The sequence below is a fragment of the Bacillus atrophaeus genome (assembly GCF_001584335.1).
Lineage (GTDB): Bacteria > Bacillota > Bacilli > Bacillales > Bacillaceae > Bacillus > Bacillus atrophaeus.
The window spans coordinates 485,201-501,407 of sequence record NZ_LSBB01000018.1 but is presented as its reverse complement, the minus strand read 5'-3'; the positions used below and the strand labels follow the sequence as shown (position 1 = coordinate 501,407).

The 16,207-nt window shown below is 43.1% G+C and carries 20 protein-coding genes and 1 other RNA gene; 5 read left to right on the top strand and 16 right to left on the bottom strand.

Features of this window, described 5'->3' with window-relative positions; genetic code table 11:
• Positions 1-40: 40 nt before the first annotated feature.
• The 9 genes from AXI57_RS11435 to AXI57_RS11405 all read right to left on the bottom strand — a co-directional run bounded on the left by AXI57_RS11435 (position 41) and on the right by AXI57_RS11405 (position 7,390).
• On the bottom strand, positions 41-1,198 hold the full coding sequence (locus AXI57_RS11435) for a THUMP domain-containing class I SAM-dependent RNA methyltransferase (protein WP_061670118.1): 1,158 nt from the start codon (positions 1,196-1,198) through the stop codon (positions 41-43).
• Between the two features lie 91 nt (positions 1,199-1,289).
• Positions 1,290-1,673, bottom strand: an RNA gene (rnpB, locus tag AXI57_RS11430) — RNase P RNA component class B.
• A 51-nt stretch (positions 1,674-1,724) separates the two neighbouring features.
• Positions 1,725-2,021: a cell division regulator GpsB gene (gpsB, locus tag AXI57_RS11425; protein ID WP_003325664.1), complete on the bottom strand. Its 297-nt coding sequence runs from the start codon at positions 2,019-2,021 to the stop codon at positions 1,725-1,727.
• A gap of 71 nt (positions 2,022-2,092) precedes the next feature.
• A complete protein-coding gene (locus AXI57_RS11420) occupies positions 2,093-2,647 on the bottom strand; it encodes an SLOG family protein (RefSeq protein WP_003325662.1) in 555 nt (184 codons plus the stop codon).
• A gap of 86 nt (positions 2,648-2,733) precedes the next feature.
• Positions 2,734-2,958, bottom strand: coding sequence for a spore coat protein CotD (gene cotD, locus AXI57_RS20875; RefSeq protein ID WP_003325661.1), 225 nt, complete (start codon positions 2,956-2,958; stop codon positions 2,734-2,736).
• 84 nt (positions 2,959-3,042) lie between these two features.
• On the bottom strand, positions 3,043-3,171 hold the full coding sequence (locus tag AXI57_RS21355; protein ID WP_003230707.1) for a hypothetical protein: 129 nt from the start codon (positions 3,169-3,171) through the stop codon (positions 3,043-3,045).
• A gap of 101 nt (positions 3,172-3,272) precedes the next feature.
• Positions 3,273-4,514 carry a ribonuclease H-like domain-containing protein gene (locus AXI57_RS11415; RefSeq protein WP_061670117.1) on the bottom strand — a complete coding sequence of 414 codons (1,242 nt, stop codon included), beginning with the start codon at positions 4,512-4,514 and terminating at the stop codon, positions 3,273-3,275.
• A 15-nt stretch (positions 4,515-4,529) separates the two neighbouring features.
• Positions 4,530-6,779, bottom strand: coding sequence for a DEAD/DEAH box helicase (locus AXI57_RS11410; RefSeq protein ID WP_061670116.1), 2,250 nt, complete (start codon positions 6,777-6,779; stop codon positions 4,530-4,532).
• Positions 6,780-6,883: 104 nt separating this feature from the next.
• Positions 6,884-7,390, bottom strand: coding sequence for a PTS sugar transporter subunit IIA (locus AXI57_RS11405; protein ID WP_003325657.1), 507 nt, complete (start codon positions 7,388-7,390; stop codon positions 6,884-6,886).
• Between the two features lie 149 nt (positions 7,391-7,539).
• On the opposite strand from AXI57_RS11405, the gene AXI57_RS11400 reads away from it, so the two are divergent.
• Entirely contained in the window at positions 7,540-7,959 is a 420-nt protein-coding gene (locus AXI57_RS11400; RefSeq protein ID WP_061670115.1) for an Hsp20/alpha crystallin family protein, read from the top strand.
• 19 nt (positions 7,960-7,978) lie between these two features.
• Here the strand turns inward: AXI57_RS11400 and AXI57_RS11395 are convergent, their stop codons facing one another.
• Positions 7,979-8,368 carry a YppG family protein gene (locus AXI57_RS11395; RefSeq protein ID WP_003325655.1) on the bottom strand — a complete coding sequence of 130 codons (390 nt, stop codon included), beginning with the start codon at positions 8,366-8,368 and terminating at the stop codon, positions 7,979-7,981.
• 189 nt (positions 8,369-8,557) lie between these two features.
• Between AXI57_RS11395 and AXI57_RS11390 the strand changes: the two genes are divergently transcribed.
• Positions 8,558-8,746 carry a YppF family protein gene (locus AXI57_RS11390; protein WP_003325653.1) on the top strand — a complete coding sequence of 63 codons (189 nt, stop codon included), beginning with the start codon at positions 8,558-8,560 and terminating at the stop codon, positions 8,744-8,746.
• Positions 8,747-8,776: 30 nt separating this feature from the next.
• Here AXI57_RS11390 and AXI57_RS11385 read toward each other — a convergent pair whose 3' ends face one another.
• Positions 8,777-9,151 (bottom strand): YppE family protein, encoded by a 375-nt coding sequence (locus AXI57_RS11385; protein WP_003325652.1) that lies wholly within the window; start codon positions 9,149-9,151, stop codon positions 8,777-8,779.
• Positions 9,152-9,192: 41 nt separating this feature from the next.
• Complete coding sequence (locus AXI57_RS11380) at positions 9,193-9,438, bottom strand: DUF5446 family protein (protein ID WP_061670114.1); 246 nt, start codon at positions 9,436-9,438, stop codon at positions 9,193-9,195.
• 200 nt (positions 9,439-9,638) lie between these two features.
• Between AXI57_RS11380 and sspM the strand changes: the two genes are divergently transcribed.
• Positions 9,639-9,743, top strand: a complete 105-nt coding sequence (gene sspM / locus AXI57_RS11375) for an acid-soluble spore protein SspM (protein WP_003325650.1) — start codon at positions 9,639-9,641, stop codon at positions 9,741-9,743.
• 26 nt (positions 9,744-9,769) lie between these two features.
• Here sspM and AXI57_RS11370 read toward each other — a convergent pair whose 3' ends face one another.
• Positions 9,770-10,732 (bottom strand): DUF2515 domain-containing protein, encoded by a 963-nt coding sequence (locus tag AXI57_RS11370; RefSeq protein ID WP_141292141.1) that lies wholly within the window; start codon positions 10,730-10,732, stop codon positions 9,770-9,772.
• 42 nt (positions 10,733-10,774) lie between these two features.
• Here AXI57_RS11370 and recU point away from each other — a divergent pair, with 42 nt between their 5' ends.
• A complete protein-coding gene (recU, locus tag AXI57_RS11365; RefSeq protein ID WP_061670112.1) occupies positions 10,775-11,383 on the top strand; it encodes a Holliday junction resolvase RecU in 609 nt (202 codons plus the stop codon).
• Between the two features lie 37 nt (positions 11,384-11,420).
• A complete protein-coding gene (locus AXI57_RS11360; protein WP_061670111.1) occupies positions 11,421-14,174 on the top strand; it encodes a PBP1A family penicillin-binding protein in 2,754 nt (917 codons plus the stop codon).
• Positions 14,175-14,265: 91 nt separating this feature from the next.
• On the opposite strand, the gene AXI57_RS11355 is transcribed toward AXI57_RS11360, so the two are convergent.
• Genes AXI57_RS11355 through dnaD form a run of 3 tightly spaced genes read right to left on the bottom strand, consistent with a single transcriptional unit; the run spans position 14,266 to position 16,130 of the window.
• Entirely contained in the window at positions 14,266-14,757 is a 492-nt protein-coding gene (locus AXI57_RS11355) for a YpoC family protein (protein WP_061670110.1), read from the bottom strand.
• Entirely contained in the window at positions 14,754-15,413 is a 660-nt protein-coding gene (gene nth, locus AXI57_RS11350; protein WP_061670109.1) for an endonuclease III, read from the bottom strand. Before nth ends, AXI57_RS11355 begins: the two co-directional genes overlap by 4 nt.
• 18 nt (positions 15,414-15,431) lie before the next feature.
• The gene (gene dnaD, locus AXI57_RS11345; RefSeq protein ID WP_003325644.1) at positions 15,432-16,130 is read right to left on the bottom strand and encodes a DNA replication protein DnaD; all 699 of its coding nucleotides are present in this window, start codon (positions 16,128-16,130) and stop codon (positions 15,432-15,434) included.
• Between the last annotated feature and the right edge of the window lie 77 nt (positions 16,131-16,207).

The following is a 16,207-nucleotide window of genomic DNA, read 5'->3' as shown; positions in this document are numbered from 1 at the left end:
TGAAAGATGCAAGAAGACGCTTTATTGAGCGTCTTCTTTTTTATTCTTTATCAGCTCTCTTGCGCTGAGGTCTCACCTTGGACCAATATTGATAGTAATCTGTTTTAATAAAGCCGTTGAACAATTTTCGTTTTTTCGTTGCTTTTCTTCCGTACGCTTCTTCAAATTGTTCATTCGACGTTAAGATGTAAACAGACCATGTATCAAGCCCTTCTAACGCCTTACCCATTTCTCTATACATTTGTTCGACCGCTTTTTTCTCACCGAGACGTTCGCCATACGGCGGGTTTCCGACAACAACGCCAAAATCATGCTGTGTGGTAAAGTCTTTCACCTGCATCTGCTTAAATTCAATCAAATCTCCAAGGCCCGCTTCTTCAGCGTTCTCTTTCGCGATTTGAACCATTCGATGATCCACGTCACTGCCGAAAATACGAAGCGGCTGATCATAATTAGCCTTTTCTTCGACTTCAAGCCTCGCCTGTTCCCATACGGATTTCCCAATCCATTCCCAGCCTTCAGAAGCAAAGTCTCTGTTAAATCCAGGCGCGATATTTTGCCCGATCATCGCGGCTTCAATCGGGATGGTTCCTGAGCCGCAAAACGGATCGGCGAACGGACGGTCAGGCGTCCAATTTGTCAGCAGAATCAAAGCAGCAGCAAGCGTTTCTTTGATCGGAGCACCGCCTTGGTCGATCCGATAGCCTCTTTTATGAAGGCCTATCCCGGATGAATCAAGCGTAATAACCGCTTTATCCTTCAAAAGGGAAATCTCTACTTTATACTCGGCGCCTGTTTCTTCAATCCAGTCATTTTGTTTGCCGGATTGCAGTTTCAGCTTTTCCACAATGGCTTTTTTAACGATTCGCTGACAGTCAGGCACACTCGCGAGGGTTGACTTAACGGACTTTCCGATGACAGGGAATTTGCCGTTCTCGGGAATAAACGCACGCCAGTCAATCGCTTTTGTTTTTTCAAACAGCTCATCAAACGTTTTCGCTTGAAATTCGGCAACCTGTACTTTTACACGGTCTGCGGTCCGAAGCCATAGATTCGCGCGGCAAATGGCGAGCGCGTCTCCTTCAAAAATGACTTTTCCGTTATCCACCTTGCATTCATATCCTAACTCACGTACTTCCTTAGCGACAACAGCTTCAATTCCCATTGGCGCTGTTGCAATTAGTGTATACTTCTTCATCGTATCACCCTGTCTTTTAAAACTTTTCTTTTCAAGATAAAAGCTCTCCGTTATAGGGAGAGCCTGAATTCACATTATAATGATGTTAACGTTCTGTAAGCCATGTTTTGTTCCATCGTACTGCAAACGGCATATCACCTCGTACTCAGGCGGCAATCATCTATCTACAGAAATCATTCTGTCCTTCTATCTGTTCAATTCCTTCAAGAAGGTTCCCCTACCAAAATTTGGGTTTCTCGCTCGAGGGGTTTACCGCGTTCCACTCTCACCATTTCTAGTGAGACTTCGTCACTGTGGCACTTTTCAAGGATACTCAGCCATATCCAAAGGACGTAGGCTTTTTTCCTGCCGTCAGCCTTTCAAGGGCTGCCCTAGCTTATGACTTCGCTAGGCACGAACACTACGGGCATCTCAGCACCGTGCGAGCATGGACTTTCCTCTACAGATTCTGGATCTGCAGCGATTACCCGAACGTTAAGACACCTGTTCATTATAGAACATCTTCAGTCATTTTTCAAGTTTTTATTCAATCGTACAGCTTACTGCCAAAAACATGCTTTTCTAAGTTTGACAGCCGTTTTAAAATGTCAAAGTTGGTTGTATTCGATTGGACAGGCTGTTTTTTGCTGGCTTCTTCAAGCTGCTTTTTCAGCTGCAGGTTTTCCTGCTGAAGCTCTTCGATTTCTTGATGGAAGGTTTCATAATCTTTAATGACCATATCTAAAAATTTGTCTACATCTTCTTGTTTGTATCCTCTGACACCTGTTTTAAATTCTTTTTCTAAAATTTCTTTAGCAGAAAGCTTTACTTTATCAGCAAGCATCTTTTTCACCTCGTATCGTGAATCATTACCTTATATTTTTTCAGAAAACCGGGCGCTTGTCAAATTTTCTCTTACATGTTATAACGGCTGTCTTCTTCCTCGACTGTCGCCCTCAGATCATCCATTGTAATGAAATAGATAGGATATCCATCTTTTTCACGCCGTTTTTCTGCTGCATCCAGCATATATTTTGGCGAGCCTTCCGTCTCGGGATCATACAGCAGCATAAGCGCATCAGATTTCTGTATAAAAAATTGATTTTTTTGTTTGAATTGCAGCGGGCTTTCATAGGGCCTATGGGTCAGGCTTGCTTCGTAATCCGCCTGAGCGAGCACAGCTTCATACAGTTCTTGGTTCGGTTCTTTCCACTTCTTTTCCTGATCATAAAATGGAGTAATAACTGCCACCTTTAATTCCGGATACTCTTCCCGGAGCATATAGGCTACTTCGGCCGTCCAAAGCTCTGCGCCAAGCTGCCCCGATATCAAAACCCATTCCAGTCCTTCGTCTATCAGCGAAATCAGGCGTTTTTCTATTGTTTTTTTTATGTAAACCAGAGCCTTGTCATCCTGTTTAAAAATGCCGATTTCAAACGGCTTGTACCCTGTAACTGCTAGTACCTTCATCATATCACCTGCTTAAAAAATGGGGCTCGCAATGGCCCCATTTGATTTGCTGCTATGTTACACCAATAAAGTCACACGGTTCAATACTAGTCGCAGCAAGGTTTGCCTGCTTGGAAATGCTGGTGTGTAGTCGGGTCAGCATTTGAGTAAGTGTGCGGAAAGTAATGAACGTGTTGGAAATTGTGGTGATTTACATTTGTCGTATGCTGTGGATGAATGTGCGGCACGACAGTATTAGAAAACGTATGGTGTTGGCAGCAATGAGTAGGATGGACAATCGGCGCCATCATGTGCGGTCTGCAGTGATGCATATTTAAAATCCCCTTTCCATAAACTTTATTACACTACTAAGCTATGAAAAAACCGGGGTGCATGTTCTAATGCAAAGACCTATTTTAGAAATGAGCGATCAAACTGTCTTTAAAGTTTGAAAACACAAACGCGATTAAGAAAACAACGACGAAGAATAAATAAAAAACGCCCTTATACATACCAACTCTCCCTTTAAAAATAACTAATGTTATTTTACAGCAATCGGCACCGTTCTACAACAAAAGCGCGGTGAATCCGGTAAAAAAATTGATATGGCGAAGAACGTCGTCTTTTGCGCTTTCCCGGGGAATATTTACGTTGAATATTTCCTCTTCAGCCGGGAAATACGAATGTGTAATCTTTCAGTCTCTTTTTCTGATAATAACGCCTCGTCAGCGAGTAATTGTTGGGTCACATGTAATGCGCGTCCGTATTCTTTTTTCTTATGCTCTAGATATTTCGCAAGCTCGATCGAAGCGTCGTATCGGCATTTTTGAACATCAGAGCGCATCAGACGCTCCCAAAGTGAAGCCGCTTCTTGCAGGCGGTCCTGTTTTTTGTAGAGCATAGACAGATCGTAAAGGGCCCTGTCAGTGTGTTCAAATGGCTGGTGCTGAATACTTTCCAGCTGTTTGATTGCCAGGCTTATTTCTTTGTGGGCCATAAACCATTTCGCCATGGCATAAGTCTCATGCTGTTCAGCTTCACTTCCGGAAGGGATTAGTATCTTTTTTGACAGATGAATATAAAGCGAAATTAAAGACAGCACATCCTGTTCATTATGATGCAGCACACCTGCCATGAGATCGGGGTCCTGTGTTTTTAAAAAGTGAAAATACAGCATCGGCGCCAAATACCCTGGTGTGTCTTCTTTTCTATATACCGACAGCTCTTCTTTTTCAACCGTACCGAGCGACACGCGATCCATTCTATGCTTCCACAGCCGTCTTGAGCCGTGCAAAAGATCGAAATGGCCGAACTCCGGCAGCTTGGGAAGCCGGTCGCGAATCAGTGTATGCCTCGTTTTCACTTGCGGCCAGTCAAACGCTTTGCCGTTATATGTGACAAGTGATGTGATATCTACTTCACTCAAAAAACTCTGATACAAAGCGGTTTCATTCCCCGGGTTAGGCAAGAGATGCTGTTTGACGACCACTTTATCAGCATATACTCTTGCGTGTCCGAGTAAAAAAATCGTATTCCCCGCCCCTCCCCCAAGTCCGGTTGTTTCTGTATCAAAAAAGAACAGCTGGCTTTGCTTGTAGCCCTTAGCAGATAAGGTATGGGAAAGATCGCTTTGATTCCATAAAGCCATCACGTCTTCAAGCTCAGAAAAACAATACAGCCCATGACGGCGGGAGAGCGGGTATACAACTTCCCTGATGAGGCAATACTCGTCTTCAAAATAGAAGGGCTTCACCCCGCAAGCTTTCCATTTATCTAAAAACGGAATGTCCGAATGGCCGTTCTTATCGGGAGGCACAGCGGTCTGTTTGCCTGCTTCAGACGTTCCCATATGCTTTTTCATTCGATGTAATTTACCTTTTAAAGACATGCCTGTCCCCCTTTCTTAGTTAAATTGATTCAAAATCCGTAAAATGTTGTGCTTAGCTTTTATTCCTTCTATCTCTGTCCCGATACAAGAAGGGCAGCCGTCTTGACAAGGGCAATTTGTAATCAGCCGCTTCGCTCCCTCATTGATCTCGGCAAACCGTTTATAGACATCCTCTGCCAATCCGATGCCTCCCGGGTAATGATCGTATAAAAAGATCGTTGGCAGACCGGTATGCGCAGCTTTAATTTGGGAAACCACATGAATATCATTTCGGTCGCACATGACATATACCGGCACAATGTGCTGAAACACATTGGCGATACCCAGCAGCAGCTGTTCCAATGTCTTTTCCCCCAGATGCGGATCAATCTCTTTTATTTCCATCCAGGCAGCGCTTGTATGCAGTTCCTCTTCAGGCAGATAAATCGGGCCTGATCCGATATTTTCAAATGTGGTCATTTTAATTTTTTTAAAAATCGTGGGCAGCGCATTTACTGTGACATCGCCATAGTGTAAAGAAGTTTGCTTACGATCAATCGTTTTGTCGATTTCCAATACCTTCAGCTGAACTGCTAAATTGGCGTCAGTGTAATATTCGACATCCACCTTTCGCACATAAGCCTTTTTATGGTCCCAATCGAGCTTTTCCACCTGATATTGAATACCTTCATGCAGATAAATCGCTTCATCATGCAAAAGCGTCATCGCACTGAAGCGATCCATTTCACCGATAATTCTTACATTTGCAACATCTGATTGATCAACGATTACCACATTCTCCTGAGAAGCGGAACGCAGGCTGATATTCGTGGCAGGGAACGATTCGTTCGCCCAATGATAGCGCCCGCTGTTATGGTGAAGAACGCCTTCTTCTTGAAGATATTCAAGAATGTCGGTGACATCTAAAGGTCCGAATTCTTCATCAGCTTTAAAAGGAAGCTCGTATGCTGCGCACTTTAAGTGGTCGACTAAAATAATCAGATTTTCCGGATTGATTCTCGCCGATTCCGGTGAACGGTCGAAAAAGTAATCAGGGTTGCGCACAATGTATTGATCTATCGGGGTTGAGTTGGCAACCATGACAATGAGAGCTTCCCCATGTCTTCTCCCGGCTCTTCCGGCTTGCTGCCATGCACTCGCCACACTGCCAGGATAGCCTGTCATAATGCAGACTTGCAGCTGTCCGATATCCACTCCAAGCTCAAGCGCATTCGTGCTCACAACACCTAATATTTCCCCGTCCCGGAGGCCTCTTTCAATCTCTCTCCGTTCCTTAGGCAGGTAGCCGCCGCGGTAACCTCTAATTGACTTTGTGCCGATCTCTTTTTTTACCAGCTCTTGAATATGGCTGAGAATGATCTCGACACGCACTCTGCTTCTGGCAAACACAATGGTTTGCACCTTATTTTTCAAAAACTCTTTCGCAAGCTCATTCACTTCAATGGTGGCGCTTTTTCGGATGTTTAAAGGTTTGTTGACGATCGGAGGATTGTAGAAAACGAAATGTTTCCTTCCGCTCGGCGCCCCATTGTCGTCTATCAGCCTCATAGGACTCCCGGTCAGCTGCTCCGCAAGCTCTTTCGGGTTTGCAATAGTCGCAGAGGTACAAATAAAAATCGGGCTGCTTCCGTAAAATTGACATATTCTTTTCAAACGGCGGATGACATTTGCCACATGGCTTCCGAATACGCCGCGGTAGGTATGCAATTCATCAATAACAATATACTTCAGGTTTTCGAACAGGCTCACCCATTTTGTGTGATGAGGAAGAATAGCTGAGTGCAGCATATCGGGATTGGTAATGACAATATGCCCCGCTTTTCGGACCTTTTGCCTGATCGCCGGAGAAGTATCCCCGTCATATGTAAAACTTTTGATATCTACGCCCATTTCTTCAATGATCTCGTTCAGTTCGCTTTTTTGGTCTTGCGCGAGCGCTTTTGTCGGAAATAAATATAAAGCGCGGTTAGACGGGTCTTCGGCAATAGATTGCAAGACCGGCAGATTGTAGCACAGTGTTTTACCGGATGCCGTGGGCGTCACGGTTACGATGCTCTCCTCTTTTTGCACGCTTTGAAAAGCTGAAAACTGATGTGTAAATAATTCATCTATCCCCCGTTTGCCAAGGGCTGTTTTTATCCTTGAATCTATACTGTCAGGCATGGGTTTGGTCCTTGCTTTTCGCGGTTCAATTTCATGCCAGTTCACTACATGTTCGCTGCCTTTTAATTCAGAAATTAACTCGGCCAGTGATTTCTTTTTCATCCTTTACACCTCTTTGTAAAGTACAGTTTACCGAATATTTGTTTGCATGGCTAGGTGTAAACTTTATACAATAACACATCAAAAAAGCAAGGCATTCGCCCTGCTCACTTCACCTTGATTTTCAAAAGTTTTGTCGTGCCTTTTTGCGCGTCTTTTTCCCCGGCAGGTTCAAGAGATTCTACCGCTTCGCCGTTCATAATGACAATGGGAATCACCGTGCTGCTTGCTTTTTCTTTTATTAATTCTAAATCACATGTAATCAGCGGATCGCCGATTTTGACTTTGTCGCCTTCTTTCACATGGGCTTCAAAGCCTTCTCCGTTCATATTTACGGTTTCCAAACCAACATGAATTAACAGTTCGATTCCGGAGACCGTGCGGATGCCGACGGCGTGTTTCGTATGAAAAAGCTGTATCACTTCCCCCTCTGCAGGTGAAACAATAGCTCCATTGGCCGGTTCAACTGCAATCCCTTCTCCCATCATTTTCTGCGAAAAAACAGGATCAGGAACATCTGTGAGATCAATGACCGATCCGTCCGCTGGAGAATAGATGACCTCTTCTGTTATCTTTTCCTGGTCTTTTCCAAATCCGAATAATTTTTTCAGCAATGTTTTTTCTCCCTTCCCAAAGCTTATTCATTTGTGCTTGCGTTCCGTCAACTATACATTCCTCATTATTTAATCATACTTTCTTTTCGGCATCAATTCATAACCACATAGAACAAAAATGCATAGTCTGTAAAAAAGGTGGTGATGGTATGAGTTTTCCAGAAGATAAAGAGAACGAACTGCAGAAAAAGGAAGAACATATGAAACATGCGCTTGATCAATTTTTTCACTCTTCCCCTTTCGGAGAGCTTCTGAACAGCTTTCAGCATCTTGTCAATTCAAGCCTTACTGAGGCACAGGTCAAAATGAATGTAAGGGAAGAGCATTCCGGTCTTTTTGTCGATATCGACATTCCGCCTTCATTTAAAGACGGCGATATTTTGGTCGAAGCCAAATCACGTTATCTTCATATTACCCTGCGCCAAAATCACCAGGAAGCCTCCTCAGCCACACATACAAGCATGACGAGAACGGTCCTATTGCCTTATGAAGTTCAGCAGGAGTTAATGAATACGTCATGGAATGAGCAGACAATGACTCTGTTTTTCCCAAAAAATAAGCATGAATGATTTTGCATCATTCATGCTTTTATCCTTTAAAGAAGCTCGTAAATCCTTTTAATAAGGAGCCGACTTGATTCATCGCGCTCATCACTTGGCCTGTGGTATCCATCATTTTATTAAAATCAAACTGCCCGTTTGTTTTTTTGAATTGAGACATAATACTTTGAAATTGTGTAGGCTGCGGCTGATTCGGTCTTGGGATTGGATAAGGATTATGGAATGCAGCCTGCTGTGAAGGTATAGGTGCAGGCGGAGAATATGGCTGCACATAACCTTGATTTCCATAGTATTGGGGCGGATATTGGTTTTGACTTGCAGGTGCAGACGGCGGATAGTATCCTTGCATTTGCTGCGGGTAATAGTAACCCATCTGCTGATTCACATCCTGATAATACTGTGCTGATCTCCTTCGCATCGCGGTTTCCCCCTTATCGCTCTTCATGTTCTCTCCTTTATATGTATGAATATTTCTCTCATTTGTGTCTGTCGGCTGAAGAGGCAGATTTGTCAAACCATGTCGAAAGTTTTAATTTTTGAAAAACAGAAAAAAGTCGAATCGTTATGGTACGATATTTTTAACACAAATGAGAGGGGATGCACCATTATGAACGTATCATACTTGAAAAAGCTTTTCGCAGAAGTAAAAGAATATGAAACAGATTGTGTGAATAAACTGATGGACTTTACGAAGTTCCTCTATATTCAAGGACACCTGACAGCAACTGAATTTCGTAACAGTATGAAAGTTCTGGAAGCAAATGGAGCAGAAAACCCGGCATATGACATTCATTAATTGCCGGACCCCGATTAGAAGAAGGCAGCCCTAAAGGCTGCCTTCTTTTGCAATCTCATCTTTTACTGTTTGCAAGGTATAGAGGACCGATTCAGTTAAATCTTTATACCGTTTTTTATGAATATGATGAACATATGACTGAAGCATAATTTCAAGGAAATTTTCTTTTACTGCGTGAATCTGCTCTTCATATATATATTTAGGGCGATGGATTTTAATAAACTCGAGTGCATTTTCCGTCCACTGTGACACGAGTTCCTCATTTTGTTCAACTGCCGGTTTTATCGTTGCAAAGAAATCGTAAGAGCGGTCATTTTCTTTCCCGTCTTCGTAGCGTGCCGCCCCTTTTTCTGCTGCTTCAATCATTTGCTTAGTCTTTTCTAAAAATGCTTGTATGTGCAACATTCTCACCTCAGTATATATCGTACCAGACTCGGCAGACAAATTCAGCTGATGTGATACGCCTTTTCAAATGTAAGCTTTTCCTTCTTCGTTTGTGAAAGCTCTTGCAGACAAGTATGAAGATCATGCAATTCTTCCTCTATCACGCTCAGGCGCTCGCCTTCCATTTCTTTCATTTCTGTCTCATAAAGGTTTAGAGAATGGTTCAGGCATTGCTCAGCACGCGACAATTCGTTCTCAATATCAGAAAGCATTTGGAGAATATCAGCTTTACTCACGTAACCGGACATTCATGTTCCTCCCTTTTCGTAGCCTGTCTAGTGATAGAATTCTCGTTTCCTTCACGCACTCCTCCACACCTGACAAAACTAGAACTAAATCGCCAAACAAACCGCTATTCCACGAAAAGCTGAAGTTTTCGACAAAAAGACCCGCAGAAATTGTATGAAGCGCACTGTTAATGCAAACGCTACAAGTAAGGAGGTGCCGTATGAAAACAAGACCGAAGAAAGCCGGTAAACAACAAAAAACTGAATCAAAAACAACAGATACTTTAGATAAAAAATTAGGCGGGCCTAACCGTCCTTCCACTTAAAAAGCAAGGAGCTCTCCTTGCTTTTTTTACTTCCCCATCCAATGCCGAATGGAAAACAGCGCATAAAGCTGGCGTTTTTTTTGTAAATACCAGTCCGTCACCTCCACTTGCTTCGGTAAGGACTCCGCTGAAAAGGCCCCTTTCTTAATCTTTCCATGAAACCATTCAGCCTTTACCCCGTCTAATGAATGGGCAAATACAGGGTAGCATGTCCGAATCATAGGAGATGTTCTTTTTGTCATTCCGATCATTTTTTCCATGTCAAAGCGCGAACCGGTATGGGGAACCGTGTGTAAAAAATGGTAAAAGGAAGGAAACAGCTCCGGTTTGAATAAAAGCTGTGCCAGTTGTTTCCCTAATTTAATTCTTTCTTCCGTTTTTGAGAAATGCTTTGACGAAATTCCATACAGACCGCCGTCTGAAGAAGGAAAAATAACGGTATTAAAATGAAACCAGTCACTTAAATAAAAAGGAATCGTGCTAAAAACGTTCTTTTTGAACGCAGGATTTTGTATAATAGGTGTTTGGATAGTGTTTTGTTCATTTATAATGAGAGCATACATGAGCCGCTCAGTGTTCTGATCGCGCCAAAAACGGGCCCACTCTTCTTGCATAAACTGTGACACATGAAACACACGCAGATGCTGAAAAAGCGGTTTGCCTACTCTTTTAGACCAATGATATAAAAGCAGCTGGGGATATGCGTCTGAAAAAATAAGCCAGTTCGCGCGCTCATACGCCAGAAAGAACCACTTCTGCTGCTCATCAGACAACCCCAGCTGAAACAGGCTGCCCTTTAAATCAGTCATCGACCAGCCGGCATTACGGGAAACAAAGGAGGCTAAAAGAGACCATTTGATTTCCGGATGACGATCGTAATATGATTTATAGGCATTTGTTCTGGACACGTTGTCTGCGTTTTTCAGTTTTGTCTGTCGATCAATTCGGCAGAGAACATCATGTAAAATCTGCTTTTCAAGCATGTTCATTCACTTCCGTCATTTATAAGTTTGGTAAGGAGGATGAAGAAAGTGATTCGGTATCCCAACGGAAAAACGTTTCAGCCGAAAAAAACGGTTTCATCCCAAAATAGGCAAAAAAAGCCGCTAACATACAGTAATCGCGGCATGACCCTCGAAGATGACTTAAATGAAACGAATAAGTATTATCTAGCAAAGCAAATTGCTGTGATTCACAAAAAACCGACGCCCGTGCAAATTGTAAATGTCCATTATCCAAAAAGAAGCGCAGCTGTCATCAAAGAAGCCTATTTTAAGCAGTCATCAACAACTGACTATAATGGACTTTACAAAGGCCGGTATATTGATTTTGAAGCAAAGGAAACGAAAAATACAACCTCCTTCCCTTTGCAAAACTTTCATGATCACCAAATTGAGCATATGAAGCAGGTAACGGCTCAAGACGGAATTTGTTTTGTTATTATATCCGCTTTCGGCCAAGTTTATTTTTTAGAGGCTGAAAAGCTGTTTTACTTCTGGGAAAGAAAAGAAAAGAACGGCAGAAAGTCGATTCGGAAAGACGAATTAAATGAAGCCGCTTTTCCAATTTCACTTGGATACTCGCCAAGAATTGATTATATTAGTATTATTGAACAGCTTTATTTTTCGCCAAACCCATAAGCGAGCGAAAGGTTGATTAACGAAAGGTTGAGATGTTATGTCAGATCAATTTAAGAGCCGTGAAGAACGTCGAAAGGCCGCGCAAAACAGAGGCAGCCACTCGAATTCTTCACCTAAAAAAGGAAAGAAACACAAAAAAGGCGGACTGTTAAAGAAAACTCTTTTTACTCTGCTCATTTTGTTCATCATCGGTGTAGTCGGAGGAGCCGTCACATTTGCTGTACTGGTTTCTGATGCGCCGTCACTTGATGAAGACAAACTAAAGACGCCTTATTCTTCCACCATATATGATAAAAACGGGAAAGAAATAGCGGAAGTCGGTGCGGAAAAACGAACTTACGTCTCGATAAAAGATATTCCGGACGTTGTTAAAGAAGCGTTTATTGCTACAGAAGACGCACGTTTTTACGAGCACCACGGGCTTGACCCTATCCGTATCGGAGGAGCGCTAGTCGCAAACTTCAAAGGCGGTTTTGGCTCTGAAGGCGGAAGCACCATTACGCAGCAGGTAGTCAAAAACTCCCTTCTGACCCATCAAAAAACGCTAAAACGGAAAGCTCAGGAAGCATGGCTCTCCATTCAGCTTGAACGTAATTATTCTAAAGATGAAATATTAGAAATGTATTTAAACCGAATTTATTTTTCTCCTAGAGCGTACGGAATCGGAAAAGCGGCTGAAGAGTTTTTCGGCGTAACCGATTTGAGCAAATTGACGGTTGAGCAGGCCGCTACCCTTGCCGGAATGCCGCAGAGCCCGACTGCTTACAACCCGGTCAAAAACCCTGACAAAGCTGAAAAAAGACGGAATGTCGTACTCAGCTTGATGGAAAAACAAGGATTCATTTCTGACTCACAGTACAATAAAGCGAAAAATGTTGCCATGAAAGACGAAGGAGTCGTTTCCAAGAAGGAATACGAAAAATCTAATTCTAATAAATACAGCGCTTTTGTAGAAGAAGCCATGAACGAAATCAAAGAAAAATCAGATGTGGATGTATCGGCTGACGGTTTAAAAATTTACACTACATTAGATACAGACGCGCAAGATTATTTAGATGAATTAATGAATGGCGATGCTGCCGGATTTACAGAGGGCATGCAAGGCGGGGTCACACTGCTTGACACGCAAAACGGAGAAATCCGGGCGATCGGCGGCGGCCGCAATCAGCCTGTCGGCGGCTTCAACTATGCCACTCAAGCTAAGTCTCAGCCTGGTTCGACGATTAAACCAGTCCTTGACTACGGGCCTGTTATTGAAAACAAGAAATGGTCTACCTACGAGCAAATTGACGACTCGGCGTACACTTATTCTAACGGAACAGCGATTCATGACTGGGACCGTCAATATAAAGGCCTAATGTCTATACGTGAAGCACTTGCACAGTCACGTAATATTCCGGCATTAAAAGCATTCCAGGCTGCCGGAAAAGACGCTGCTGTGGACTTTGCAAATGGGCTTGGGCTTGGTTTGAAAAAAGATCAAGTGTTTGAGTCATACTCAATCGGAGGCTTCGGAGATGATAATGTCGGTGTTTCCTCTTTGACAATGGCTGGAGCGTACAGTGCATTCGGAAATAACGGAACGTATAATGACCCGCACTTCGTGACGTCTATTGAGTTTAATGATGGAACTAAGCTTGATTTAACACCTAAATCGAAGTCTGCCATGAGTGACTATACAGCCTTTATGATTACAGATATGCTAAAAACAGCCGTCAATACCGGAACAGGACAGCTTGCAAAGGTTCCGAATGTAGAAGTAGCCGGGAAAACCGGTACAACAAACTTTCAAGAAAGTGATATACAAAAATACAATATCGCACCCGGCGGCGTGCCTGATTCTTGGTTTGTCGGCTATACTCCGCAATATACGGCAGCCGTATGGACCGGGGTTGATTCCAGCAATAAGATAGGAAAAAAATCATTATCAAAAACGGAACAGCAAGTCGCGAAACGGCTATTCCAAAAACTCATCGCCAAGGTCGATGACGGCAGCGGATCATTTAAACAGCCTGACAGTGTTGTAAAAGCGACTGTTGAAAAAGGGTCAAACCCTGCCGCATTAGCAGGGCCTAACACGCCAAGCGACAAGAAGCTGACCGAGTACTTTGTAAAAGGCACAACGCCTTCTACCGTATCGAAGACATATGAAAAAGAAGAAAAGAAAAACCCGACAAACTTAAGTGTAAAATATGATAAGGATAATCAATCCTTATCGTTAAGCTGGAAATATGACGGAGACGCATCTTTTGAAGTGAAACAATCGGTGGACGGCGGCAGCTACTCAGAGATTCAAAACAGTTCTGCCAAAGAAGCCGTGGTATCCGGAGTGAAGCCGGGTTCAGTCTATAGCTTCCAAGTCACGGCAGTCGCCGATGATGAAAAAAGCGAAACGGTTTCGACAAGTTATACGGTCCCTAAAGATGAAGAGGATGAAGACAAAGAAGACCAGCAAAATACTGATGATGAACAAAAGCAAGATGATGAGCAAAAACAAGATGACACACAAACGGATGATTCTCAGACAGACGACAGTCAGAATGATCAATCAGACCAAACCGATGATTCGGGAACAGATAAAGACAAACAGCAAGATAAAGACCAGTCCGATAACAACAATCAGGACCAACCCAACAACGGTAACACTGACAGCGGACGTAAAGAGGAAGAAACAACGGACGGCGATTCAAGTTCAGGAACAGACGGATCTGATAAAGATAAAGATACAAGCAACTCATCATCTGATAAAGCAAAAACAAATTCTTCAACAGACACGAAGAAGAACAACTAAAATAAATGAAGCCTTCACCGCAAATGCGGTGAAGGCTTTTTGTTGTATTCAACAAAAAACCTCTTTAAGCGTCTGCTTAAAGAGGCTGGAATCAACGATTCATTGCTTCATATTTAAAAAAGTGTTTTTTCATTTCCGTAAATAGTTCATCAAGCTGAATAAAACAATGGTATTGCGTCGGCTTCGTTAAAATAAATCCGACACGTTCAGCCCAATTGATCGGCTTAGCGGGAAATGATTTTTGCGTCAAACTGGACCATTCTAATGAGGTCACCCGTTCGCCCGCTGTCCAGTGAAGCGCCGCCAGCAAACATGTCATGCCCTTCAGCATATCATTTTGCTCGCATCTTGATTTTCTCGTTTGAAAAACAGGCAGCAGTGCTTTCTTTATCTCTTCCCAAACTTCAAATAAATAGGGAACATATTCACTGCTGTGCTCCCAAGGCTTAACCAGAGAATCGTCTGCCGAAAAATCCACATATAAAGGGTTAATTCGCAAAGCAGCCTGTACATCATCGCATGAGTAATCAAGGCCTCGCAAATATTGTTCATAGGAAGCTAACAGTTCCTCTCCTGCTGTCATCGTTTCACCAGCCCTTTTTTGTCTCTTTTTTGGCCCTCGCGGCACAATGAAAGTAAAGGACATTCCGCACATCGCGGAGATTGTGCTTTGCAATGGTATCTGCCGAAGAAAATGAGCCTGTGGTGTGTCACAGACCACTCGTCTTTCGGGACTTTCCGCATTAATGCTTTTTCGACTTCAAGCACTGAATCCTTCCAGCGGCAGATGCCCAAACGTTTACTGACCCGCTCGACATGCGTATCCACCGCAATCGCCGGAACGCCGAACGCCACAGACACAACGACGTTCGCTGTTTTCCGTCCCACTCCCGGAAGCTTCACAAGCTCATCTCTGTCTTTCGGGACCTCTCCGCCGTATTCTTCTATAATCATTTTGCTTAGCTTTTGTATATTTTTTGCTTTGTTACGATATAATCCGATTGATCTGATATCCTGCTGAAGCTCTTCCAGCGGAACGGCAAGATAGTCTTCAGGCCGTTTATACTTCTGGAATAGCGTTTTTGTCACTCTGTTTACGAGCGCATCCGTACATTGCGCAGACAAAGCAACAGCAACCACCAGTTCAAAAGGATTTGAATGGACAAGCTCACACTCCGCATTCGGAAACATATCGCCTATTTTTTCTAAACAGAATTCAATTTGTTTTAAGTTTAACACCTTAGTCACCTATTCACTTTATTGTTCGAGCCAATTGTAAAAAGGAACCTGCCTTGTATACTCTTTTTGCGGCTCATTCTGCCTCGATTGAACACGTCTGAATTTCTGGCTGTGGGCTTTTGCCTGCTCCACTGTCTTCAGGCCGTTTTTCTTCCATTCAAACAAAATCCGATCAATATATCGGAAACTGAGCTTGCCGGATAAAACAGCCTCTTTTAATGCGTGTTTGATCATCACCGCGTCGTGCTGGTCCTGATCCTGCCAAATCGCCAGTGTTTCACACTCCAAAGGAGATAACGGCCTAGCAAACTCTTCTTCGAAAATGGAATAGAGGCTCTTTTGATCTCCCTCTGTTTTTCTTTCCTGTGTTTGGTTTTGCGCGAGCTGTATAAATTCATACAGCTTGCCCCATAAGGGTTGAAGAGAATATTTTTCATATTTAATTCCATTTGCATCTTCGCATTCTTCGATGAAAAGAAATCCCTTTTGAATAAACATTCTCAATCTGTTCGTGCACTCTTCCACAGAAATAGACATGCCTGCCTGCAGTTCGCTTGGCGTTGGAAAAAAAGAGCCCTTCTCTAAATGCATCTTAATTTTCAACAGCAGAACCAGTTCCGTTTCATTCAATCCGAGCTGCTGATAGTTCGTCAGCAGCAGATTCGGAATACTTGAGGTCCCAAGCTCCTGCATATCAATAAATTGCTGTTTTTTCATCATTACACCTCTTACTGTAAAGGATATCGCTTTTCCCTTTACTATGAAAAAGTCTCCCGTTTACAGGAGACTCTTTT

Coding starts and splice junctions, on each gene's coding strand:
- AXI57_RS11435 (WP_061670118.1), bottom strand. CDS start 1,198: ATGAAGAAGTATACACTAATTGCAACAGCGCCAATGGGAATTGAAGCT.
- gpsB (WP_003325664.1), bottom strand. CDS start 2,021: ATGCTTGCTGATAAAGTAAAGCTTTCTGCTAAAGAAATTTTAGAAAAA.
- AXI57_RS11420 (WP_003325662.1), bottom strand. CDS start 2,647: ATGAAGGTACTAGCAGTTACAGGGTACAAGCCGTTTGAAATCGGCATT.
- cotD (WP_003325661.1), bottom strand. CDS start 2,958: ATGCATCACTGCAGACCGCACATGATGGCGCCGATTGTCCATCCTACT.
- AXI57_RS11415 (WP_061670117.1), bottom strand. CDS start 4,514: ATGTCTTTAAAAGGTAAATTACATCGAATGAAAAAGCATATGGGAACG.
- AXI57_RS11410 (WP_061670116.1), bottom strand. CDS start 6,779: ATGAAAAAGAAATCACTGGCCGAGTTAATTTCTGAATTAAAAGGCAGC.
- AXI57_RS11400 (WP_061670115.1), top strand. CDS start 7,540: ATGAGTTTTCCAGAAGATAAAGAGAACGAACTGCAGAAAAAGGAAGAA.
- AXI57_RS11395 (WP_003325655.1), bottom strand. CDS start 8,368: ATGCGAAGGAGATCAGCACAGTATTATCAGGATGTGAATCAGCAGATG.
- AXI57_RS11390 (WP_003325653.1), top strand. CDS start 8,558: ATGAACGTATCATACTTGAAAAAGCTTTTCGCAGAAGTAAAAGAATAT.
- AXI57_RS11385 (WP_003325652.1), bottom strand. CDS start 9,151: ATGTTGCACATACAAGCATTTTTAGAAAAGACTAAGCAAATGATTGAA.
- AXI57_RS11380 (WP_061670114.1), bottom strand. CDS start 9,438: ATGTCCGGTTACGTGAGTAAAGCTGATATTCTCCAAATGCTTTCTGAT.
- sspM (WP_003325650.1), top strand. CDS start 9,639: ATGAAAACAAGACCGAAGAAAGCCGGTAAACAACAAAAAACTGAATCA.
- AXI57_RS11370 (WP_141292141.1), bottom strand. CDS start 10,732: ATGAACATGCTTGAAAAGCAGATTTTACATGATGTTCTCTGCCGAATT.
- AXI57_RS11360 (WP_061670111.1), top strand. CDS start 11,421: ATGTCAGATCAATTTAAGAGCCGTGAAGAACGTCGAAAGGCCGCGCAA.
- AXI57_RS11355 (WP_061670110.1), bottom strand. CDS start 14,757: ATGACAGCAGGAGAGGAACTGTTAGCTTCCTATGAACAATATTTGCGA.
- dnaD (WP_003325644.1), bottom strand. CDS start 16,130: ATGAAAAAACAGCAATTTATTGATATGCAGGAGCTTGGGACCTCAAGT.